Annotated in this window: 19 protein-coding genes and 1 tRNA gene; 12 read left to right on the top strand and 8 right to left on the bottom strand. The window is 64.5% G+C overall.

Annotation, left to right across the window (positions count from 1 at the left end; genetic code table 11):
• Positions 1-51: 51 nt before the first annotated feature.
• The 6 genes from AC07OK_RS00550 to AC07OK_RS00525 are packed head-to-tail and all read left to right on the top strand — an operon-like array spanning position 52 to position 6587.
• Complete coding sequence (locus AC07OK_RS00550) at positions 52-1014, top strand: ABC transporter substrate-binding protein (RefSeq protein WP_494688464.1); 963 nt, start codon at positions 52-54, stop codon at positions 1012-1014.
• Between the two features lie 3 nt (positions 1015-1017).
• Positions 1018-2550, top strand: coding sequence for a sugar ABC transporter ATP-binding protein (locus AC07OK_RS00545; protein ID WP_494688463.1), 1533 nt, complete (start codon positions 1018-1020; stop codon positions 2548-2550).
• Between the two features lie 49 nt (positions 2551-2599).
• Entirely contained in the window at positions 2600-3631 is a 1032-nt protein-coding gene (locus AC07OK_RS00540) for an ABC transporter permease (protein ID WP_494689016.1), read from the top strand.
• A complete protein-coding gene (gene yjfF, locus AC07OK_RS00535) occupies positions 3628-4617 on the top strand; it encodes a galactofuranose ABC transporter, permease protein YjfF (protein WP_494688462.1) in 990 nt (329 codons plus the stop codon). The genes AC07OK_RS00540 and yjfF overlap by 4 nt, the downstream gene beginning before the upstream one ends.
• A gap of 12 nt (positions 4618-4629) precedes the next feature.
• The gene (locus tag AC07OK_RS00530) at positions 4630-5592 is read left to right on the top strand and encodes a glycoside hydrolase family 43 protein (protein WP_494688461.1); all 963 of its coding nucleotides are present in this window, start codon (positions 4630-4632) and stop codon (positions 5590-5592) included.
• 56 nt (positions 5593-5648) lie between these two features.
• Positions 5649-6587: a LysR family transcriptional regulator gene (locus AC07OK_RS00525; RefSeq protein WP_494688460.1), complete on the top strand. Its 939-nt coding sequence runs from the start codon at positions 5649-5651 to the stop codon at positions 6585-6587.
• Here the strand turns inward: AC07OK_RS00525 and AC07OK_RS00520 are convergent.
• Both AC07OK_RS00520 and AC07OK_RS00515 read right to left on the bottom strand, forming a co-directional pair.
• Entirely contained in the window at positions 6584-7006 is a 423-nt protein-coding gene (locus AC07OK_RS00520; protein ID WP_494688459.1) for a response regulator, read from the bottom strand. The genes AC07OK_RS00525 and AC07OK_RS00520 overlap by 4 nt on opposite strands.
• The gene (locus tag AC07OK_RS00515; RefSeq protein WP_217940426.1) at positions 6999-7502 is read right to left on the bottom strand and encodes a GAF domain-containing protein; all 504 of its coding nucleotides are present in this window, start codon (positions 7500-7502) and stop codon (positions 6999-7001) included. The genes AC07OK_RS00520 and AC07OK_RS00515 overlap by 8 nt, the downstream gene beginning before the upstream one ends.
• Positions 7503-7622: 120 nt before the next feature.
• Between AC07OK_RS00515 and AC07OK_RS00510 the strand changes: the two genes are divergently transcribed.
• Together AC07OK_RS00510 and AC07OK_RS00505 are read left to right on the top strand one after the other, a co-directional pair.
• On the top strand, positions 7623-8561 hold the full coding sequence (locus AC07OK_RS00510; RefSeq protein WP_494688458.1) for a bifunctional helix-turn-helix transcriptional regulator/GNAT family N-acetyltransferase: 939 nt from the start codon (positions 7623-7625) through the stop codon (positions 8559-8561).
• 80 nt (positions 8562-8641) lie between these two features.
• On the top strand, positions 8642-11056 hold the full coding sequence (locus AC07OK_RS00505) for a penicillin acylase family protein (protein ID WP_494688457.1): 2415 nt from the start codon (positions 8642-8644) through the stop codon (positions 11054-11056).
• Here AC07OK_RS00505 and AC07OK_RS00500 read toward each other — a convergent pair.
• The 5 genes from AC07OK_RS00500 to AC07OK_RS00480 all read right to left on the bottom strand — a co-directional run bounded on the left by AC07OK_RS00500 (position 10992) and on the right by AC07OK_RS00480 (position 16399).
• Positions 10992-12212: an acyltransferase family protein gene (locus AC07OK_RS00500; protein ID WP_494688456.1), complete on the bottom strand. Its 1221-nt coding sequence runs from the start codon at positions 12210-12212 to the stop codon at positions 10992-10994. The genes AC07OK_RS00505 and AC07OK_RS00500 overlap by 65 nt on opposite strands.
• 101 nt (positions 12213-12313) lie before the next feature.
• Positions 12314-12811, bottom strand: coding sequence for a VOC family protein (locus AC07OK_RS00495; protein WP_494688455.1), 498 nt, complete (start codon positions 12809-12811; stop codon positions 12314-12316).
• 33 nt (positions 12812-12844) lie between these two features.
• Positions 12845-13651, bottom strand: a complete 807-nt coding sequence (locus AC07OK_RS00490) for a LytR/AlgR family response regulator transcription factor (protein ID WP_494688454.1) — start codon at positions 13649-13651, stop codon at positions 12845-12847.
• Positions 13639-14715, bottom strand: a complete 1077-nt coding sequence (locus AC07OK_RS00485) for a sensor histidine kinase (protein WP_494688453.1) — start codon at positions 14713-14715, stop codon at positions 13639-13641. Before AC07OK_RS00485 ends, AC07OK_RS00490 begins: the two co-directional genes overlap by 13 nt.
• A 49-nt stretch (positions 14716-14764) precedes the next feature.
• On the bottom strand, positions 14765-16399 hold the full coding sequence (locus AC07OK_RS00480; protein ID WP_494688452.1) for a Na+/H+ antiporter: 1635 nt from the start codon (positions 16397-16399) through the stop codon (positions 14765-14767).
• A 115-nt stretch (positions 16400-16514) separates the two neighbouring features.
• On the opposite strand from AC07OK_RS00480, the gene AC07OK_RS00475 reads away from it, so the two are divergent.
• The 3 genes from AC07OK_RS00475 to AC07OK_RS00465 all read left to right on the top strand — a co-directional run bounded on the left by AC07OK_RS00475 (position 16515) and on the right by AC07OK_RS00465 (position 18396).
• A tRNA-Gly gene (locus AC07OK_RS00475) sits at positions 16515-16590 on the top strand.
• A gap of 170 nt (positions 16591-16760) precedes the next feature.
• Positions 16761-17723: a chemotaxis protein gene (locus tag AC07OK_RS00470; protein WP_494688451.1), complete on the top strand. Its 963-nt coding sequence runs from the start codon at positions 16761-16763 to the stop codon at positions 17721-17723.
• Between the two features lie 91 nt (positions 17724-17814).
• Positions 17815-18396 carry a DJ-1/PfpI family protein gene (locus AC07OK_RS00465; RefSeq protein WP_494688450.1) on the top strand — a complete coding sequence of 194 codons (582 nt, stop codon included), beginning with the start codon at positions 17815-17817 and terminating at the stop codon, positions 18394-18396.
• Between the two features lie 12 nt (positions 18397-18408).
• On the opposite strand, the gene fghA is transcribed toward AC07OK_RS00465, so the two are convergent.
• Positions 18409-19254, bottom strand: a complete 846-nt coding sequence (gene fghA, locus AC07OK_RS00460) for an S-formylglutathione hydrolase (RefSeq protein ID WP_494688449.1) — start codon at positions 19252-19254, stop codon at positions 18409-18411.
• Between the two features lie 85 nt (positions 19255-19339).
• Between fghA and AC07OK_RS00455 the strand changes: the two genes are divergently transcribed.
• On the top strand, positions 19340-20527 hold the full coding sequence (locus AC07OK_RS00455; protein ID WP_494688448.1) for a cation:proton antiporter: 1188 nt from the start codon (positions 19340-19342) through the stop codon (positions 20525-20527).
• The last annotated feature ends 1 nt before the right edge of the window (position 20528 follow it).

Raw genomic sequence — 20528 nt, 5'->3', positions numbered from 1 at the left:
TCATAATATGTGATCCAGAAAATACATAAAAATCCATCTGGAGACTTCGCTATGACGTGCAATCGCAGAACCGTGCTGGCCGCCGCATTCCTCGCCGCCTTTACCTTCAACACCCCGGTCTTCGCGGCCAAGCCGCTGGTGATCGGGTTTTCGCAGGTCGGCGCCGAGAGTGAGTGGCGCACCGCGAACACCGTGTCAATCAAGGACGCGGCCAAGAAGGACGGCGTCACCCTCAAATTCGCCGACGCCCAGCAGAAGCAGGAAAACCAGGTCAAGGCGATCCGCTCCTTCATCGCCCAGCGCGTGGACCTGATCGCGTTTTCGCCGGTGGTGGAATCGGGCTGGGACACTGTGCTGCGCGAGGCCAAGGCCGCCAAGATCCCCGTCATCCTGACCGACCGCGCCGTCAACGTCAGCGATCCTTCGCTGTATGCCACCTTCATCGGTTCGGACTTCGTGGAAGAGGGCCGTCGCGCCGGCCGCTGGCTGCTGGAGCGCGCGAAGAAAACGCCCGATACCGTTATCAATATCGTTGAGCTGCAAGGCACCGTCGGTTCGGCGCCCGCGCTGGACCGCAAGAAGGGCTTCGAGGAAGCCATCGCCGGCAATCCGAAGCTGAAGGTGCTCCGCTCGCAGACCGGCGACTTCACCCGGGCCAAGGGCAAGGAGGTGATGGAAGCTTTCCTCAAGGCCGAGGGCAAGAAGATCGACGTGCTGTATGCGCATAACGACGACATGGCGATCGGCGCGATCCAGGCCATCGAGGAAGCGGGCCTGAAACCGGGCAAGGACATCGTCGTGATTTCCATCGACGGCGTCAAAGGCGCCTTCGAGGCGATGATCGCCGGGAAGCTGAACGTGACCGTGGAATGCAGCCCGCTGCTGGGGCCTCAATTGATGCAGCTGGCGCGCGATGTCGTCGCGGGCAAGCCGGTGCCTAAGCGCGTCGTCACTCAAGAAGGTGTGTTCCCGGCCGAAGTCGCGGCCAAGGAATTCCCGAACCGTAAATACTGATCCATGAATACCCTAACTTCCGCGCCCGCTCCGGTGCTGGAGCTGCGCGGCATCAGCAAGGCATTCCCCGGTGTGCAGGCGTTGAGCGGCGTGGCGTTGAACCTGTATCCGGGCGAGGTGCATACGCTGATGGGCCAGAACGGCGCCGGCAAATCGACCTTGATCAAAGTGCTGACCGGCGTGTATGCGCCGGACCAGGGCCAGATCCTGCTGGAGGGACGGGCGATACAGCCTGCGTCCACGCTGGAGGCCCAGAACCTGGGCATTAGCACCGTTTATCAGGAAGTGAATCTGTGTCCGAATTTGTCGGTGGCGGAGAATATCTTCATCGGCCGTTATCCGCGCAAGCGTGGCGGCATCGACTGGACCGCCATGCAGCGGCAGGCGGTGGAGCTGCTGGAGCGGATGCAGATACGGATCGACGTATCGCTGCCGTTGGCGCGCTATCCGCTGGCGATCCAGCAGATGGTGGCGATTTCGCGCGCCTTGCTGGTGTCGGCCAAGGTGTTGATACTCGATGAGCCGACGTCCAGTCTCGATGAGAAGGAAGTGGACCTGTTATTCAGCGTATTGCGCGGCCTGCGCGAGCAGGGCATGGCGATACTGTTTGTGACGCACTTCCTCGATCAAACCTATGCGATTTCGGATCGCATCACCGTCATGCGCAACGGCGAGCGGGAAGGCGAGTACGCCTGCAGCGAGTTGTCGCGGTTTGATCTGGTGAACAAGATGGTCGGCGCCCCGGCTACGGTTGGCGAGAGCGCAGCTGCACCCGTCACCGCTGCTGCGCCGTCGAAACTGGCAACCTTCCTGCGCGCGACCGGCATGGGCCGCAAGGGCGCATTGTCGCCGATGGATATCGAGTTGCGTCAGGGTGAGCTACTAGGTCTGGCCGGCCTGCTGGGTTCCGGTCGCACCGAGGCTGCGCGCTTGCTGTTCGGCGCTGACAAGGCAGATAGTGGAAGCATCGTCATCGACGGTAAGGCGTGCAGCTTTGCTTCGCCGCGCGACGCCATCGCTGCCGGCATCGGCTTCTGCTCGGAGGACCGCAAGCATGAAGGCGCGGTGCTCGAACTGTCCGTGCGCGAGAACCTGATCCTTGCGCTGCAGGCCCGCATTGGCATCCTGCGCGCGATTCCGCTCAAGCGTCAGCAGCAGCTGGCAGAGGAGTACGTCAGGGCGCTGGGCATCAAGACGGCCAGCATCGAAACGCCTATCGGCACGCTCTCCGGCGGCAATCAGCAGAAAGTGCTGTTGGCGCGCTGGCTGGCCACCGAACCGAAGATGCTGATCCTGGACGAGCCGACGCGCGGCATCGACGTGCGCGCCAAGCAGGAGATCATGGATTATGTGATCGCCTTGTGCCGCAAGGGCATGGCGATCCTGTTCATTTCGTCCGAGTTGCCGGAAGTGCTGCGCGTGAGCGACCGTATCGTCGTCATGCGCGACCGTAAAGCCGGCGGCGAGTACCCACGCGGTGCGTTGGACGACAGCTCGGTGCTGCAAGTGATTGCTGCGGGAGACGTCCATGAATAGCCCGCTGCTTACCCTTACATCCGGCCCCACCTCACCATCGACTGCATCCATGTTTGTGCGCCATCCCTTATTCCGTCCGCTGGCAGCGCTGGTCTTGCTGCTGCTTGTGGACCTGCTACTGGTTCCCGGCTTCTTCCACCTGGAGATCAAGGACGGCCACCTGTACGGCAGCTTGATCGACATCGCCAACCGCGCCGCGCCGCTGGTGCTGGCCGCTCTCGGCATGACACTGGTGATCGCCACGCGCGGCATCGACATCTCGGTCGGCGCGGTGGTCGCCATCAGCGGCACCGTCGCCGCGATGCTCATCGGCGGTACGATGGTGATGCAGAACGGCGTGCCCGAATACGTCGCCAACACGCCGATGGTCTGGGCCTTGTGCGCAGCCATGGGCGCGGCGCTGCTGTGCGGCGCGTGGAACGGTCTGCTGGTGGCCGGGTTGGGGCTGCAACCCATCGTCGCCACGCTGATCCTAATGGTGGCGGGGCGCGGCCTGGCGCAGCTGTTCACGGATGGCCAGATCGTCACCGTCTACTACAAGCCTTTCTTCTTCCTTGGCAGCGGCTACCTGTTTGGCCTGCCGTTCTCACTCTACATTGTCGCTGCGGTATTCCTGGTCACCGCGCTGTTGATGCGCAAGACGGCGCTGGGCCTGTTCATCCAGGCGGTCGGCATCAATCCGGTCGCCGCGCGCTTGGCGGGCTTGAAGACTGCGGTGCTGATCTTCTTCGTCTACGTATTCTGCAGCGCCTGCGCCGGCCTGGCGGGCCTGATGATCAGCGCGAACATCAAGAGCGCGGACGCCAACAACGCCGGCCTGCTGTTGGAGCTGGACGCCATCCTGGCTGTCACGCTGGGCGGCACCTCGCTGGCCGGCGGCAAATTCAGCCTGGCCGGCAGCGTGATCGGCGCGCTGATCATCCAGACGCTGACCTACACCATCTACTCCATCGGCCTGCCGCCGGAAATCAACATGGTCGTCAAGTCTGTGGTGGTGTTCCTGGTATGCCTGTCGCAGTCGGCGGAATTCAAGAACATGTGGCGCGCCTTCCGCGCCCGGACTAAAGGTGGCGCAGCATGAGCACCATGATACTTCGCGGGCGCGCCTGGATGGCGTCGCCGTATTTCACGTCGCTGGTCACGGTGATGCTGCTGGTCGTCCTGCTGGCGGCGGGCGGCGTGGCCTATCCCGGCTTCCTTTCCTTGCAGGTGCTGTTTAATCTCCTGATCGACAACGCCTTCCTGCTGGTGATTGCGGTCGGCATGAGTTTCGTCATACTCTCCGGCGGCATCGACCTGTCGGTGGGTTCGGTGCTGGCGCTGACGACAATGATCTCCGCCTGGCTGCTGCAAAGCTGGCACTTGCCGCCGCTGTTGGTGATCGTGATCGCGCTGACGCTGGGTGCAGGCTTCGGCGCGGCGATGGGCGCGATGATCCACTACTTCAAGCTGCAACCGTTCATCGTCACGCTGGCCGGCATGTTCCTGGCGCGTGGCCTGTGCTACCTGATCAGCATTAACTCGATCACCATCGACGATCCGCTGTACGTCGCCATGTCGCAGACGCAGTTGCCGATACTGGGCGGTTTCATCTCGCCCGGCGCGCTGATTGCGGTGCTGACCCTGGCCGCCGCGATCTATGTCGCGCACTGCACGCCGTTCGGCCGCGCCATCTACGCGGTAGGCGGCAACGAGCAGTCGGCGCTGATGATGGGCCTGAGGGTAGGGCGAACCAAGGTGCTGATCTATGCCTTCAGCGGCTTCTGCGCCGCGCTGGCCGGCGTGCTGTTCTCGTTCTACATGTTGTCCGGCTACGGCCTGCATGCGCAGGGCACGGAGCTGGACGCCATCGCGGCGGTGGTCATCGGCGGCACGCTGCTCAGCGGTGGTTACGGCTACGTGGCCGGCTCGCTGTCCGGCGTGCTGGTGCTGGGCACCATACAAACGCTGATCGCTTTCGACGGCACCCTCAGCTCATGGTGGACCAAGATCGTGATCGGCGGCCTGCTGTTCGTATTCTGTGTGGTGCAGCGCTTGATGGCGCTGGGCGCAAAACATAAAAAATAACCGGAGAGACTTTTGAAAATCAAGCTGACCAAGTTCGTAGTCCTTGCCATGGCGGGCCTGGCGCTGAGCGCCGCGCAGGCGGCCAACCCGCTGTTCCCCAAGCTGTTCACGGCCGACCCGTCGGCGTATGTGGAAAACGGCACCGTCTATCTCTACGTCGGTCATGACGAAGCCACGCCGAAAAGCAAGGACTACGTGATGAACGAATGGCGCGTCTATACCAGCTGCGACATGAAGAACTGGACCGACCGCGGCTCGCCGGTGCAGGCTTCCACCTTCAAGTGGGCCAAGGGCCACGCCTGGGCCGCCGATATCACCAAGCGCGATGGCAAGTACTACTTCTATTCGACGGTTGACCACGCGACCATCCCCGGCCACGCCATCGGCGTTGCCGTCTCCGACAGCCCGACCGGCCCGTTCGTCGACGCACGCGGTTCGGCGTTGGTCACGAACGACATGACGCTGCAAACTCCAATCGCCTGGGACGACATCGACCCTGCCATCTTCCAGGACGACGACGGCCAGGCCTATCTCTACTGGGGCAACACGGTGCTGAAGTACGCCAAGCTGAAACCGAACATGATCGAATTCGACGGTCCGATTCAAACCGTCGGCATGGACATGTTCACCGAAGCGTCCTACCTGCACAAGCATAACGGCACATACTATTTATCCTATTCCCGCAACTTCCCGGAAGAGACGGCGTATATGACCGGGCCGAGCGCCACCGGCCCTTGGCAGTATCGCGGCGTGATCATGTCGAAGAACGCCAAGGTCAAGACCATCCACCAGGCCATCATTGACTTCAACGGCAAGTCCTACATCTTCTATCACAACGCCAAGCTGCCGGGCGGCGCCGAGTACCGCCGTTCGGTCGCGGTCGAGGAGTTCCAGTACAACGCCGACGGCACCATCCCGTTCATCAAGCAGACCAGGGAAGGCCCTGCCGCCAACCCTTCCGCCGCATGCAAGTGATACCGCAACAGTCGGTATGCCATCAACATCAATACCGATTGTGATATCATTTTTCCATGGAAACTAACCCGAACTGGTTCTTGCGCGCGCGCCTCAAAACGCGCCAGCTGCTGCTGCTGATCGCGCTCGACGAACAACGCAATATCCACCGTGCTTCCGAAGAGCTGCACATGACGCAGCCAGCCGCCTCCAAGCAGCTGAAGGATTTGGAGGAGATGCTGGGCGTGCAGCTGTTCGACCGTCTGCCGCGCGGCATGGAGCCGACCATCTACGGCGAAACGATGATACGCCACGCCCGCATGGCGCTGACCAGCCTCTCGCTGGCGCACGAGGACATCGTCGCCATCAAGGCCGGCCTGTCCGGCCAGGTGGACATCGGCACCATCATGACGCCGGGGATCGCGCTGCTGCCGCAGGCGATCACGCGCACCAAGCTGCAGGCGCCCAAGCTGCGCATCGGCGTGGAGATGGAGCAGTCCAACATCCTGCTGGAGCAGTTGCAGCGCGGGCGGCTGGACTTCATGATCGGCCGCATCCCCGAGCGCCAGAGCGCGGAGGGCCTGAGCTACGAGGAGCTGGGCGACGAGCCGGCGTGCGCGGTAGTGCGCCCCGGTCATCCGCTGCTGAAGGCGCGCAACCTGTCGCTGCGCGATATCGCCAGCCAGCCGTGGATCTTGCCGCCGCAGGGCAGCATCCTGCGCGCGCGCTGCGAATTGATGTTCCGCCGCGCCGGCCTGGAAGTGCCGGTCAACGTGGTCGATACCACCGCCGTGCTGCTGATTAAACCGCTGCTGCAGCAAACGGACGCGCTCAACGTCATGCCGGTCGCCGTCGCCAAGTACTACGAATCGCAGAATGTGCTCAACATCCTGCCGATCGAACTGCCGTGCCGCATGGACGCCTACGGCATCATCACGGTCGATGGCCACATCATGTCGCCGGGCGCCAGCCTGCTGTTGAAGGCAGTGCGCGAAGTGGCGAAAGAGATGTTTTAAGGTTTATTGGGCGCCAGCTGTTCGAAGCTGGCGAAGGCGTCCAGCAGCACCCTGGCACGGAATGGCTTGAGGATCACGCGGCTGACGTGGCGCTTGCGCAGGTCGCTCAGCAGCTCGGCGGTGGCGTTTTCCGCCATGACCGCGATGGGGATGCCGCTGTTACTGGCATACAGGCCTTTGCGCACCCGGTCCAGCAAGGCCAGGTTGTAGGTGCAGTTTGGCAGCGAGCCGCAGTCGATCGAGATCACCGCGCCATGGAAGCTGTGCTCTCGCAGCAGCCGTTCCGCCGCCTCCATGCTGGCCGCTTCATGGATGGTCCCCAAGCCCAGTGAGCGCGCCGTCAGCGCGACGGTCCGGCGCAACAGCGCCTGCTCCTCCACCAGCAGCATGTTCAGGTTCTTGGTCGTGTTCTCAGGCATGCGGCGCCTCCTGGCGTTGGCTGAGTTCTTCCAGCAGCAGGTCGCGCAGCGTCGCCAGGATCGCCAGTTCGGTCGCGTCCAGCGTGCGCGGCTTGTGGTCGATCATGCACAAGGTGCCGATGGTGAAGCCGGACGGCATGGTCAGCGGCGCTCCGACGTAGAAGACCGCATGAGGCTCGCCAGTGACGATGGGATTGTCGGCAAAGCGCGCGTCGGCGCGGGCGTCGGGGATGACGAAGATATCGGGTTGCAGGATCGCGTGGCCGCAAAAGGAGGTGTCGCGCGCGCCTTCGCATGCATCCATGCCCACGCGGGCTTTGAACCATTGGCGGTTCTCGTCGCTCAGCGATATCAGCGCGATCGGCATGTCGAATTCCTCGGCGGCGAACTGCACCACTTTGTCGAAGCGCTCTTCCGGCGGCGTGTCCAATATCAGCAGTTCGCGCAGCGCCGCCAGGCGCTCGGCGTCGTTGTCGGGGATCGGGGCGGTTTGCATGGGCGTCGGCTCGGAGTCGGGTTGTTGTGACTCTAGCACCGCCGGGCCAGTCATGGGATTTAATGTTGACTCAGTCAACAATCTGTTGCAAAATCGGCTGATGTTCCAGCCGGAGGTCGTATGCCTGTTCCCGTTTTTGATGACCGCGTCGCGGCGGTCCGTTCCTTCAACCGCTTCTTCACGCGCCAGATCGGCGTGCTGCGCGAAGGCCTGCTGCACAGCGAATACACGCTGACCGAGACTCGCGTGCTGTATGAGCTGGCCCAGCACGGCGACCAGCCGGCCGCAGTGCTGGGTCGCGATCTTGGACTGGATCGCGGTTACCTGAGCCGCATCCTGGCCAAGTTCGAAAGCGCGGGACTGGTCTCCAAGGTGCCATCGGCCACCGACGGACGCTCCAAACTGCTGCACCTGACGGCGCAGGGCCGCGCCGTCTACGATCCGCTGGAGCGCCGTTCGCGCGACGAAATCGGCGATCTGCTGGGCCGCTTCGGCGAGGCAGACCAGCTGCGCATGCTCGATGCGATGCACACCATCCAACAACTGCTGGACGCCGGCAGCGGCCTGAAATATGCCCAGCCCTTCGTGCTGCGCACCTTCCGCGCCGGTGACATGGAATGGATCACCCGCCGCCACGGCGCGCTGTACACGGCGGAGCAGGGCTGGGACGATAGCTTCGAAACGCTGGTTGGAGAGATCTGTGTCGACTTCGCGCAGAACTTCGATCCGGCGCAGGAGCAGTGCTGGGTCGCCGAGATGGCGGGCCAGCCGGTCGGTTCGATCGCGCTGGCGCGCAGCGGCGAGGCGGGCGTGGGCAAGCTGCGGCTACTGCTGGTGGAAGAGCCGGCGCGCGGCTACGGCCTCGGCTCGCGGCTGGTGGACGAATGCCATCGCTACGCACGCGCCGCCGGCTACCGCAGGATGCGCCTGTGGACCACGGACCAGCAAAAGGAAGCCCGCCAGATCTACCGCAGCAAGGGTTATGTGCTGGTGGCCGAGGAGCCGGTGCACGCCTTCGGCCAGGACATGGTCAACGAAACCTGGGAGCTGGCGCTATGAGATCAACCAGCTGATTGCCTGCGTGGCCGGTTCTCTGGCACTATCCTCAACATGGTACTTTAATTAATCATGGGGATTCTATGCAAAAGAACAGGCTGGCGTTGTGGTCCAAGCGTGTCGTAATCGGGTTGGTGGGGGTGATCGTGCTGGCCATCGCGGCGGCCTGGTTGTATTTGCGTGGCAGCCTGGCCCAGTTGGAGGGCACGGTTCAGGCAACGGGCCTGGAGACCGGCGCCAGCGTGGCGCGCGATGAACACGGCGTGCCGGTCATCAGCGGCGGCAGCCGGCTGGACGTGGCATACGCCACCGGCTTCGTGCACGCGCAGGAACGCTACTTCCAGATGGATTTGCTGCGCCGCGTGTCGTCCGGCGAGTTGTCCGAACTGTTCGGCGCGCGCGCACTGCCGCTGGATAAATCCCATCGCCTGCACCGATTCCGCGCCCGCGCCGAGCTGGCCCTGGCTGCCATGGCGCCGGCCGACCGCGCGCTGCTGGACCGCTACGTGGCTGGCGTCAACGCCGGCCTGGAGAAGTTGAGCGCCAAGCCATTCGAGTACTCGCTGATCGGCATGGCGCCGCGCGCCTGGGCGCCGGCCGATTCGCTGCTGGTGATCTGGGCCATGTACTTCGACCTGCAAGGCAGCCAGGAACCGCGCGAACTGGCGCGCGGCTGGTTCCGCGACCATGCGACGGACGAACAGCGCGCCTTCCTGGCGCCGGAATCGACGCAATGGGATGCGCCGCTCGACGCGCAATCGATCACCGCGCCGGACATCGCGATTCCCGCCGCGCCGCCCGCATGGTGGGGCAAGCCCAAGGCCGACGGCGGCGCGGCGCACACCGATCCCAAGGTGGCGGCGGCGGAGTTCCTCAACACCGTGGGCAGCAACAACTGGGCCGTGGCCGGCGCCCGCAGCGACACCGGCGGCGCCATCGTGTCGGACGATATGCACCTGGGCATCCAGCTGCCGGCGATCTGGTATCGCGCTGCCTTGCAGTTCCCCGACGGGAAGGGTGGCCAGCGCCGCGTGGTCGGCGTTACGCTGCCGGGCGCGCCGGTGGTGGTGGTCGGCAGTAACGGCCACGTGGCCTGGGGCTTCACCAACAGCTACGGCGACTATCTCGACCTGATCAAGCTTGACACCGACCCGGCCAAGCCCGGCCAGGTGCGCACCCAGGCTGGCTGGGAGACCCCGGTGCTGCATGAGGAAACGATATTAATCAAAGGCGAACCGGCCACCAAACTGGCCGTTCGCGAAACCAGCCTCGGTCCGATCCGCGAGGCCATGGGCCACAGCTACGCCATCCACTGGGTTGCGCACACGGCGGCCGCCGTCAACGTCAATGCCAAAAACCTGGAGTTTGCCGACACGCTGGAACAGGCGCTGGCGATCGCGCCGACGATGGGCATCCCGGCGCAGAATTTTGTCGGCGGCGACGACAAGGGCAATATCGGCTGGACCATCGCCGGTGCGCTGCCGCGCCGCGCGCCGGCCGGCGTGGCCGGAACCTATCCGCTGTCGGCGGACGACCAGGCCGGCGTCTGGACCGGCTGGCTCAAGCCGGAGGAATATCCGAAGGTTGTCAACCCGGCGGGCGGCCAGCTGGCCACCGCCAACAGCCGCCAGCTGGCCAACGCCGGTGCGGAGCTGCTGGGCGACGGCGGCTTCGATCTCGGCGCGCGCACCCACCAGGTACGCGACGACCTGACCGCGCTGGGCCCCAAGACCGACGTGAAAAAAGTCTACGCCATCACGCTGGACGACCGCGCCATCTTCATGACGGCCTGGCGTGAGCGCGCCATCGCGGCGTTGGATGGCAAGGCCGTCGAAGGCAACGCGGCACGCGCCGAAGCGCTGAAGATGCTGAAGGAAAGCTGGACCGGCAAGGCCAGCGTGGACTCGGTAGGCTACCGCATCACGCGCGCCTACATGTACGCGCTGTACGACATCCTGTTCGAAAGCGCCAACGAGCAAATGGCCAAGGTCGACGCCAAGTCCAACATCGCGGCGGTGACCTCGCGCTGGCCGGTGGTGGTGGCCCGTGTGCTGGACCAGCAGCCGGCCGGCTGGTTGCCGCCGCAGTACGCCAGCTGGCAGGCCTTGCAGCTGGCCGCGCTGGACCGCGTGATCGCCGACCTGACCAAGGACGGCAAGCCACTCGCCAAGGCCACCTGGGGCGAGCGCAATACGGCGGCCAGCGCGCATCCGTTTGCGGCGGTGGTGCCGGTGCTGGGCAAGTACCTGAAAGTGGCGCCGGACATGCTGTCGGGCGACCAGCATATGCCGCGTGTGGCGGGTCCGGGCTTTGGCCAGTCGGAGCGGCTGACGGTGTCGCCGGGCCACGAGGAACAGGGCATCTTCAACATGCCGGGTGGTCAGAGCGGCCATCCATTGTCGCCGTACTTCCTGGATGGCCGCGGCGATTGGCTCAGCGGGCGGGACTCGCCGCTGCTGCCGGGGCCTGCGGCGCATACGCTGACGTTTGTGAAGTAGCGCGGCCAAGGCCGAACAGTGGGCGCAGCACGGCGATGCGGCGCACCACTTCGAACACGCCTAAGCTGATGGTGAAGGTCAGCACGACCAGCACCACGCCTTCGATGCCGGGCGCCAGCTTCACCGGCTTGAGCCAGTGCGCCATGCAGACGATCAGCGTCTGGTGCACGATGTAGACCGGGAACACGGCTTCGGTCAGGTAGCGGCGCTTGGCGCTGTCGAAGGCCAGGTGGCGGTGGCCGAAGCCGCAGATGGCCATGATCGGTGCCCATTGGCCGAGGCAGACGATCATGCGCAGCAGCGGCTTCAATTGCGCGATGATAGGCAGGTTGGCCACCGGCTCCGGCATCGCGTTCAGGATCACCACCACCACCCAGCTGAATAACCACAGACCCAGGCTGGTCCAGCGCAGCTTGTCCACATTGGCCCAGTAGCCCTTTTGCAGCGCCAGCATCACGCCCATCACGAACAGGAAGAAGTAGTGGGCGTGGTTGTACCAGTCGTTGACCAGCGCGTGGGTTTCGGGGAAGGCCTCGACCAGCGCATAGCGGGCGACGAACAGCACCAGCACCGGCAGCGCGATGATCTTCCAGCCGGTCAGCTGGCGGCCCAGCGTGGCGGACCACGAGCGCAGGCGTTCGGCGCCGGCCAGCGCGGCCACGCCGCCGATCACCATCGTATAGGCCCACAGGTAGATCACGAACCACAGATGGTTCCAGGTCGGCAGGTCGAGGCAGCCGCCGTCCTTGCAGAAGCCGTGGTAGCCGCTGACGTAGAGGCGCATGAAGTCGGCGTAGCTGCCGGCGTAGTTGAGCTTTTCGATCACCTCGAAATACGGCTGCGGCGGCACGATCACCAGCATGCCGAACACCAGCGGCACCAGCAGGCGCCAGCTGCGCTGCTTGAGCAGGGCGCCGACGCGGATCTTTTGCAGCATGAAGGCGGTGGCGACGCCGGAGATCATGAACAGCAGGCCAAGCCGCCATGGCGAGGACAGCATCATCAGCGGCTCGATGGCATCGCTGGCGTACGGGCTCTTGACGTGCCAGCCCCAGCTCACGTAGTACATGCCGGTGTGGTAGAAGATCAGGACGAAGAACGCGAAGATGCGTATCCAGTCGAGGAAGTACAGGCGGTTGTTCTCGGTAGGGTTCATGGGGCTCGCTCCTGGTTGAATGAAGCCAGTCTAGCGAGGCCCCACAGCCGGCGTCCAGCGCGCTGGGGCGAACCGGGATGCCGGCGGGGCGAGCCGGCCCGCTATCCTGCGTAGGCCTTCTTCAACGCGGCGAGGTCGATCTTTTTCATGCCCATCAGGGCCGCCATGACGCGGCCGGCCTTCTCGGCGTCGGCGTCCATTAGCATGGTCGGCAGCGCGGTCGGCACCACTTGCCACGACAGGCCGTACTTGTCGGCCAGCCAGCCGCATTGCCTGGCTTCCGGCGCGCCGCCTTCGGACAGCTGGTTCCAGAAATGGTCGATTTCCTCCTGGCTTTCGCAGTTGATGACGAACGATACCGCCGGCGTGAACTGGAAGGCCGGGCCGCCGTTGAGCAGCGTGAAGTCCTGGCCGTCCAGTTTCACGGTGGCGATCATCACGCTGCCGGGCGGCTGGCCGTGCTGTTCCTGGCCGGCCTCGGTGTAGCGGACGATGTTGCAGATTTTGGAATTGCGGAAGATGCCGACATAGAACTCGGCCGCTTCCTCCGCTTGCCCCGCGAACCACAGGAAGGGGGTGATCTTCTGGATGCTGTGCATGGCTGTCTCCTGGTTGGGTGAGAGACTGACAGGTTAACAGGACGGCGGCCGCTCCGGCGCACGGATAGCCGCCGGCGGCGCTTGCAGGCGCTCCATCACTTCGGTACGGTATTGGCGCGAGCAGGGCACACGGACGCCGCTGCGCAGCACCAGTTCGCCATCGCCCTTGTCGAGGTGTTGCACGCTGGCGATCCAGTCCAGCTGCACGGCGGCGCGCCGGTGGCAGCGCTGGAAGCGCGGGCCGAGCTTGTCGACCAGGCCGGCCAGGGTCTGGCGCATCAGCGGCTGGCCGTCGGCCGTGTGCAGCACGACGTAGTTGTCGGCCGTTTCGATCCACTGGATCTGTTCGACCTTGACGATGCGGGTGCCGCCCCGTTCCGGGATCAGCAGCTGGCTGATGGCTGGCAGCGGATGCGATGGAGCGGGGATGTTTTCTTCGACGGGCGTTGGCGGCATGGGCTGGACAGTCAGGGCGGCGCGCTGCTGGGCGAGGCGTTCGCGCACGCGCTGGAGGGCGCGTTGCAGGCGCTGCTGGTCGTAGGGTTTGAGCAGGTAGTCGATGGCGTTGGCGTCAAAGGCGCGGATCGCGTATTCGTCGTAGGCGGTGACGAACACCACCAGCGGCGCCGGCGCCGGCAGCGAGGCGGCCACTTCCAGGCCGGTGATCTCGGGCATCTGGATGTCGAGCAGCAGCAGGTCGGGCGCGAAGCCGGGCAGGCGTTCGAGCGCGTCGACGCCGTCGCGGGCCTCGTCGATGGCGCTGATGTCCGGCTCCAGCTCCAGCAGGCGGCGCATCTTGTCGCGCGCGGGGCGCTCGTCGTCGACGATCAGGACGCGCATGGCAATCGCATTTCTGCCCGCACGCCGGCGGGCGAGAGCTGGAGCAGATCGAAGGAGGCGCCGGCGCCGTACAAGGCAGCCAGCCGCTCGCGCAGGTTGCGCACGCCGATGCCGCCGCCGGGCCGCGGGTCGGGCGCCGCGTCGGCGGCCGGCAGCATGCCGCCGTCGTCCTCCAGCCGCAGCAGCATCGTGCCTTGCTCGCGGCTGGCCGAGATGGTGATGCCGGTGGCCTGGCGGCGGCGTTCGACCGTGTGCTTGAAGATGTTCTCCAACAGCGGCTGCATGCTCATCACCGGCACCTGGCAGCCCAGCAGCGAGTCGTCGATATGCCAGTCGATGTGCACGCGGTCGGAAAACCGTTCGCTCATCAAGGTCGCGTAGCCGCGCAGCAGGCGCAGCTCCATCTCCAGCGTGACCTGGTGCTGCTCGCTGACGTCGAGCGTGGCGCGCAGCACGTCGGCCAGCTGGATCAGCATCGCATCGGCACGCGCGACGTCGCTGTGCATCAGCGAGGAGATGGTGTTGAGGGCGTTGAACAGGAAGTGCGGCTGCATCTGCTGGGTGAGCCGCAGCAGCTGGGCCTCACGCAGCGAGGCGTTGACGCGCTCCACGCGCAGCTTCTCGTTCTGCATCGCGTGGTACGACAGCACACCGAACATGATGGTGGCGAAGATGCTGAAGAAGACCGTCATCTTCACGTCTTCGTACAGGAAGGTTTGCAGCCACGGCATGTGCTCGTAAGTTTCGCCGGCCAGCGCGTACACGGCATGACGGATGCCGAAGGCGCTCGGCACGAACAGCACCCAGTAGATCGGCAACCACACCAGCTGGCGCGCGAACCAGCGCAGCGGCTGCGCCAGCAGATGGTCGTACCTGCGGGTGAAATGGCGCTGGGCCAGCAGCAGCAAGGTGCCGGTTAGCGCGGACGAGCTCTCCCACAGAATAGGCTTCCACACGCCATGTTCATGGTCGCGCAGGTATTCCTGAACGGCGGTGACGTTCATCAGCAGCCAGAACAGGATCCAGGCGGCGGCGACGGTAATTTGTGTGCGCTTCGGTAGCATGGCCCAGATGATTACCGATTCTTGTCAATACGTCAATGAGCTGAAAAGACTAGCGGTAGCGCGCTTCCACCAGGTCGATTTCGCGCACCAGCTTGCGCGAAATCTCGTCGGAGATATGGTCGTGCCGCGCCAGGTCGTAGACGGCGTGCCGCTCCGCCCCCAGCGCCGCCAGCCGCAGTTCCTTTTCGGCGTGGTCGGTCTTGCGCCAGGCGGCGTCGTTGTCGGGATCGACTTCCCGCAGCTTGTGCTGGTAGAAGGCGATGATGCGCGCCGCCGCTTGCGGATACACCTCGGGGTCGACGCAGGTATCGGCCTCCATCAAGGCGATCTGCGTCTGCTCGACGGCGGCGATGGCGGCGTTGGCCGCCGCGCGCCGCGCCAGGTCTTCCTCCTGCTGCTCCTCCGGCGAGGCCGGGAAGGTCATGCCGGCCAGCAGGCGCGGCAGGCCCAGGCTGGCGACCAGCAGCGACACCAGGATCACCGAGCAGGCCAGGAAGATGGTCAGCGCGCGCGCCGGGAAGGGCGTGCCGTCGGGCATGGCCAGCGGCAGCGTCAGCACGCCGGCCAGCGTGATGGCGCCGCGCGCGCCGGCCAAGGTGGTCGCCAGCAGCAGGCGCGGGTTGATCTTGATGCGCGGCTGGTTGCGGATCTTCTGCTTGTAGATGGTCAGCCGCAGCGAAGCCCACACCCACAGCATGCGCAGCACCAGCAGGCCGACGTTGATGGCCACCGCATACACCGCCAGCCACCACGGATTCAAATGGCCGCTCTCCTCGATGGTGGCGCTGGCGCCGCGGAAGATGTCCGGCAGCTGTTCGCCCAGCAGCACGAACATGATGCCGTTCAGCGCGAACTGCACCGTGTCCCACACGGCCGCGCGCTGGATGCGGGTGTTGGCCAGCGTGTGGCCGCCCAGCTCCGCGTAGCTCATGGTGATGCCGGCCGCCACCGCCGCCAGGATGCCGGAAGCGTGCAGGCGCTCCGCCACCAGGTAGGCGCCGAACGGCAGCAGCAGGCTGACCAGGATGGGCGATCCCACCGGCTCGCCGTAGCGGCAGCTCAGCCAGTGCTGCATGCGCGTCACCAGCATCGTCACCGCGACGCCGGCGACGATGCCGGCCACCACCAGCCAGACGAAGGTGAGGGCGGCGCTGCTGATCGAAAAGGCGCCGGTCAGCGCGGCGGCCACGGCGAAGCGGAAGCACACCAGGCCGGAAGCGTCGTTGAGCAGCGATTCGCCCTCCAGGATGTGCATCAGGCGCTTGGGGATGGGCGTGGTGGCGGCGATGGCGCTGACGGCGATCGGATCGGTCGGCGAAATGATGGCGGCCAGCGCGAAGGCGACCGCCAGCGGCATGGCCGGGATCAGCCAGTGGATCAGGACGCCGGCGCCGATGACGGTGAACATCACCAGCCCCAGCGCCAGTTCCAGGATGGTGCCCTTGTCGCGCAGCAGGCCGCTCTTGGGGATGCGCCAGCCGTCCAGGAACAGCAGCGGCGGCAGGAACACCAGGAAGAACAGGTCCGGCTCGAGGTCGACCCCGCGGCTGGACTTGGCGGCGATCAGCGCGCCGAGCGCGATCTGCACCAGCGGCAGCGGCACCGCGCGCGGCAGGAAGCGGGTCAGATAGGCGCTGGCCACCACCGCCAGCAGCATCACCAGCACGACTTCGATCGAATCCATCCCCAGTCCTTCATCATTGCGAAATGTTAGCCAGCTTACACCATCGATGGTTTTGTAAAAAGTTGGAGCTGAGCACTAGTAAAGTCGAGATCTTTCTGTCATAATTTCGTCTTCTGCGGGAGTAGCTCAGTTGGTAGAGCGCAACCTTGCCAAGGTTGAGGTCGAGAGTTCGAGACTCTTCTCCCGCTCCAGAATTCGGTAGTACATTAAAAGGAAGCCTGCGGGCTTCCTTTTTTGCGTCCGCACGACTGGCAACCGTTGTATCTCGTGCTGTATAACAATATCTCTGCGCCAAAGTGTGACGGGGGCAGTGGCAGCCGCTATACTTGCTACGAAGCTACCACCGACGGAGAAGAAATCTATGAAATCAGTTCAGCAGGAAGTTGATGAGCGCAGTAACCTGACCAACTCCAATAAATTCGAACTGCTACTGTTCCGCCTTGGCGCCGACGCCAACGGCGAACATTCCGAGTTGTTCGGTATTAACGTCTTCAAGATCCGCGAAATCGTCGCGATGCCGGAAGTGACCGCAGTGGCCGGGTCCCCGCCACATATGCTGGGCGTCGTCAATCTGCGCGGACAAATCATCACGGTGCTGGATTTGCCAGGCATCGTCGGTGTGACCCCCAAAACCGGTCTGAACATCATGTTGGTCACCGAGTTCGCCCGCACCACCCAAGCCTTCGCCGTGGAATCGGTGGATGAAATCGTGCGCCTGGACTGGAGCCAGGTGCTGACCGCCGAAGGCACCGCCGGCGGCAAGGTCACCAGTATCGCCCGCGTCGACGGCGACGTGCAGAACACCCGCCTGGCGCAGGTGCTGGACGTGGAAACCATCCTGCGCGAGCTGGTGCCGTCCGAAGGCAAGGACGTCGATCCTGAAACCATTGGCCCGAAAGTCATCCTCAAGCCGGGCGCGGTCATCCTGGCGGCGGACGATTCCGTGGTCGCCCGCAACCTGATCGAGAAGGGCCTGGAAGCGATGGGGGTACACTTCATCATGACCAAGTCCGGCAAGGAAGCCTGGGATCGCCTGCAGCACATCTCCGACGGCGCCAAGGCCGAAGGCGTGCCGATCACCGATCGCGTGGCGATGATCCTGACCGACCTGGAAATGCCGGAGATGGACGGCTTCACGCTGACCCGCCTGGTCAAGCAGGATGCGCGCTTCTCCAAGATTCCGGTCGTGATCCATTCCTCGTTGACGGGCAAGACCAACGAAGACCACGTCAAGGGCGTGGGCGCGGACGCCTACGTGGCCAAGTTCTCGGCCGAGGAGCTGGCCGGCACCATCCGCACCGTGCTGGCCAAGGCAGCGGCGTAAGCACGCCGACCCGAACAAGGGTACTATCGAGGGGCCGTGACGGCGACGTCACGGCCCTTTTTTTGTTTTTCATTTCCCGAAAGGATATACCGTGGCAGCTAAGAAAATACTGTTTCTGACGGGCGACTTTGCCGAGGATTACGAAACCATGGTGCCGTTCCAGGCGCTGCAGATGGTGGGCCATGCGGTGCACGCGGTGTGCCCCGACAAGCGGGCCGGCGACACCATCAAGACCGCGATTCACGACTTCGAGGGCGACCAGACCTACACGGAAAAGCCGGGCCACCTGTTCGCGCTCAACGCCAACTTCGCCGATGTCGACGTGGCGCAATATGACGCGCTGATGATCGCCGGCGGCCGCGCGCCGGAATACCTGCGGCTCAATCCGCGCGTGATCGAGATCGTGCAAGAGTTCGCCGCCGCGAACAAGCCGATCGCCGCCGTGTGCCACGGCGCGCAATTGCTGGCGGCGGCCGACGTCATACGCGGCAAGACCATCTCGGCCTATCCGGCCTGCTCGCCGGAGGTCAAGCTGGCCGGCGCCAACTACGCCGACATTCCTGTGGACCAGGCTGTCACCGACGGCAACTTCGTCACCGCGCCGGCCTGGCCCGCGCACCCTGCGTGGCTGGGCCAGTTCCTGCAGCGCCTGGGCACGGAAATCAAGTTGTAGATCAAGTAGGCGCTACAGCGCCGCCAGGCAGCGCGCATGGAAGCGGATGTGGTCTTCCATGAAGCTGGCGATGAAGTAGTAGCCGTGATCGTAACGCGCATGCCGCCGCAGTTCCAGCGGCTGCGCGGCGGCGCGACAGGCCGCTTCAAACACTTCCGGATACAGCTGCTCCTTGAGGAACTTGTCGCCCAAACCCTGGTCGATCAGGATGCCGGCCGGGAAGGGTGTCTGCGAGCGCGCCATCAGCAGGCTGGCGTCGTACTGTTCCCATGCGTTGGCGTTGTCGCCGAGGTAGCCGTTGAAGGCCTTCTTCCCCCACGGGCACATCGACGGCGCCGCGATCGGCGCGAAGGCGGAGACGGAACGGAACAGGTCCGGCCGTTTCAAGGCGATGGTCAGCGCGCCGTGGCCGCCCATCGAGTGGCCGAAGATGCCGATGCGTTCGGCGTCCACCGGCAGTTCCCGCACCACCAGTTCGCGCAGTTCGTGGATGTAGCTGTACATGCGGTAGTGCGTGGCCCACGGTGCTTGCGTGGCGTCGAGATAGAAGCCGGCGCCGACGCCGAAATCCCAGTTGTCCGTTTCGCCATCGACGCCGGCGCCGCGCGGGCTGGTGTCCGGCGCGATCAGGATCAGGCCCGCCTCGGCGGCGGCGCGTTGGGCGCCGGCCTTGATCATGAAAGTCTCTTCGTTGCAGGTCAGCCCGGCCAGGTAGAACAGCGCCGGCGCGCGGCCTTCGGCGGCCTTGACTGGAATGAAAACGGCGAAGCGCATCGGCAGGCCGATGGCGCGCGATGCGTGTTGATAGAAGCGCTGCACACCGCCAAAACAGGCGTGTTCGCTGATTAGTTTAAGCATGTTGCTCCCTTATGTATCTTAGCGCACAGTCAAGGCGCGAGTAATTGTACAGAATTGTACAAGTATCTTTTAAAAGGAGAAGTACATGCCGGATATTCAGGTCTTCATGGCCGAACTAGGCTGGCCCTTGGCGATAGCGCTGGCTTGGCTGTCGGGAGAATTCATACACCGCTGGACCCGTTTGCCGCGTATCAGCGTCTACGGCCTGGTCGGTTTTTTAATGGCGCAGGCTTTTCCGACTGCGCTCAGCAGCGGCGCATCGAGCACCGTGACGTTGTTGGCCAACCTGGCTTTCGGACTGATACTGTTTGAATTTGGTTATCGCATCAATCTGCACTGGTTGCGCATCAATCCCTGGATCGCGGTCAGTGGGCTGGCCGAATCGGCCGCCACTTTCGGCGTGGTCTATCTGATTTCGCATCTGACCGGCATGCCGCCGCTGACCTCGCTGTTGCTGGCGTCGCTGGCGATGTCGACTTCGCCGGCCGGCGTGCTGCGCGTGATTAACGAAGAAGACAGCTCGGGCCAGGTGACCGAGCGCGTGCTGCACCTGGTGGCCATCAACTGCGTGTTGGCGGTGTTCGTGTTCAAGGTGGTGGTGGGCTTCTGGGTGTTCCAGACCTCGGGCAGTTTGACGCAGGCCGTGTCGCACAGCCTGATCGAGCTGGTGATGTCGGCCGTGATGGGCGCGGTGCTGGGCTTTATCGTGCCGGCCGTGCTGCGCCGCCTGGGCGCGATCGCGCAGGACGGCACTGTCGCCTTCGCCATGGGCGTGGTGCTGCTGGTGGCGCTGGCGCATGCCTTCGACGTCTCGCCGGTGCTGGCCACGCTGACCTTCGGCCTGGCCGCGCGCCACAGCCGCGTCGCATTCAGCCGCACCGAGCGCAACTTCGGCGGCATCGGCGAACTGCTGACGGTGCTGCTGTTCGTGTTCGCCGTCTCCACGCTGGAGTGGGATCGCGTGGTGGCCGGCGCCGGCCTCGCTGTGGTGCTGGTGCTGGCGCGCTTCGTGGTCAAGGCGGCCGCCGTGGCGGCGTTCGCGCATGTTGGCGGCATCTCGTGGCGCAAGGGCTTGCTGACCGGGATCGCGCTGTCGCCGATGTCGGTGTTCGTCACGCTGCTGCTGGAGCAGACGCGCTACATGGGCATCGTGCTGGTCGACGAACTGGCCGCGCTGGCGGCCATGACCTTATTGCTGGAAGTGGTAGGCCCCATCATCACGCAGCGGGCGCTGATCTGGGCTAATGAAACCGCCGCTAAAGAGGAGCATTGAC

It is taken from the genome of Duganella sp. GW821-FHT07G03, assembly GCF_059418605.1.
This window is presented reverse-complemented; position numbering and strand designations above follow the sequence as displayed.

Bases quoted from the DNA above. Each gene is read 5' to 3' on its own strand.
- yjfF (WP_494688462.1), top strand. From the start codon at position 3,628: ATGAGCACCATGATACTTCGCGGGCGCGCCTGGATGGCGTCGCCGTAT.
- AC07OK_RS00515 (WP_217940426.1), bottom strand. From the start codon at position 7,502: ATGCAAACCGCCCCGATCCCCGACAACGACGCCGAGCGCCTGGCGGCG.
- AC07OK_RS00490 (WP_494688454.1), bottom strand. From the start codon at position 13,651: ATGCGCGTCCTGATCGTCGACGACGAGCGCCCCGCGCGCGACAAGATG.
- AC07OK_RS00510 (WP_494688458.1), top strand. From the start codon at position 7,623: ATGCCTGTTCCCGTTTTTGATGACCGCGTCGCGGCGGTCCGTTCCTTC.
- AC07OK_RS00540 (WP_494689016.1), top strand. From the start codon at position 2,600: ATGTTTGTGCGCCATCCCTTATTCCGTCCGCTGGCAGCGCTGGTCTTG.
- AC07OK_RS00470 (WP_494688451.1), top strand. From the start codon at position 16,761: ATGAAATCAGTTCAGCAGGAAGTTGATGAGCGCAGTAACCTGACCAAC.
- AC07OK_RS00525 (WP_494688460.1), top strand. From the start codon at position 5,649: ATGGAAACTAACCCGAACTGGTTCTTGCGCGCGCGCCTCAAAACGCGC.
- AC07OK_RS00500 (WP_494688456.1), bottom strand. From the start codon at position 12,212: ATGAACCCTACCGAGAACAACCGCCTGTACTTCCTCGACTGGATACGC.
- AC07OK_RS00480 (WP_494688452.1), bottom strand. From the start codon at position 16,399: ATGGATTCGATCGAAGTCGTGCTGGTGATGCTGCTGGCGGTGGTGGCC.
- AC07OK_RS00485 (WP_494688453.1), bottom strand. From the start codon at position 14,715: ATGCTACCGAAGCGCACACAAATTACCGTCGCCGCCGCCTGGATCCTG.
- AC07OK_RS00505 (WP_494688457.1), top strand. From the start codon at position 8,642: ATGCAAAAGAACAGGCTGGCGTTGTGGTCCAAGCGTGTCGTAATCGGG.
- AC07OK_RS00495 (WP_494688455.1), bottom strand. From the start codon at position 12,811: ATGCACAGCATCCAGAAGATCACCCCCTTCCTGTGGTTCGCGGGGCAA.
- AC07OK_RS00550 (WP_494688464.1), top strand. From the start codon at position 52: ATGACGTGCAATCGCAGAACCGTGCTGGCCGCCGCATTCCTCGCCGCC.
- AC07OK_RS00520 (WP_494688459.1), bottom strand. From the start codon at position 7,006: ATGCCTGAGAACACGACCAAGAACCTGAACATGCTGCTGGTGGAGGAG.
- AC07OK_RS00455 (WP_494688448.1), top strand. From the start codon at position 19,340: ATGCCGGATATTCAGGTCTTCATGGCCGAACTAGGCTGGCCCTTGGCG.
- AC07OK_RS00545 (WP_494688463.1), top strand. From the start codon at position 1,018: ATGAATACCCTAACTTCCGCGCCCGCTCCGGTGCTGGAGCTGCGCGGC.
- fghA (WP_494688449.1), bottom strand. From the start codon at position 19,254: ATGCTTAAACTAATCAGCGAACACGCCTGTTTTGGCGGTGTGCAGCGC.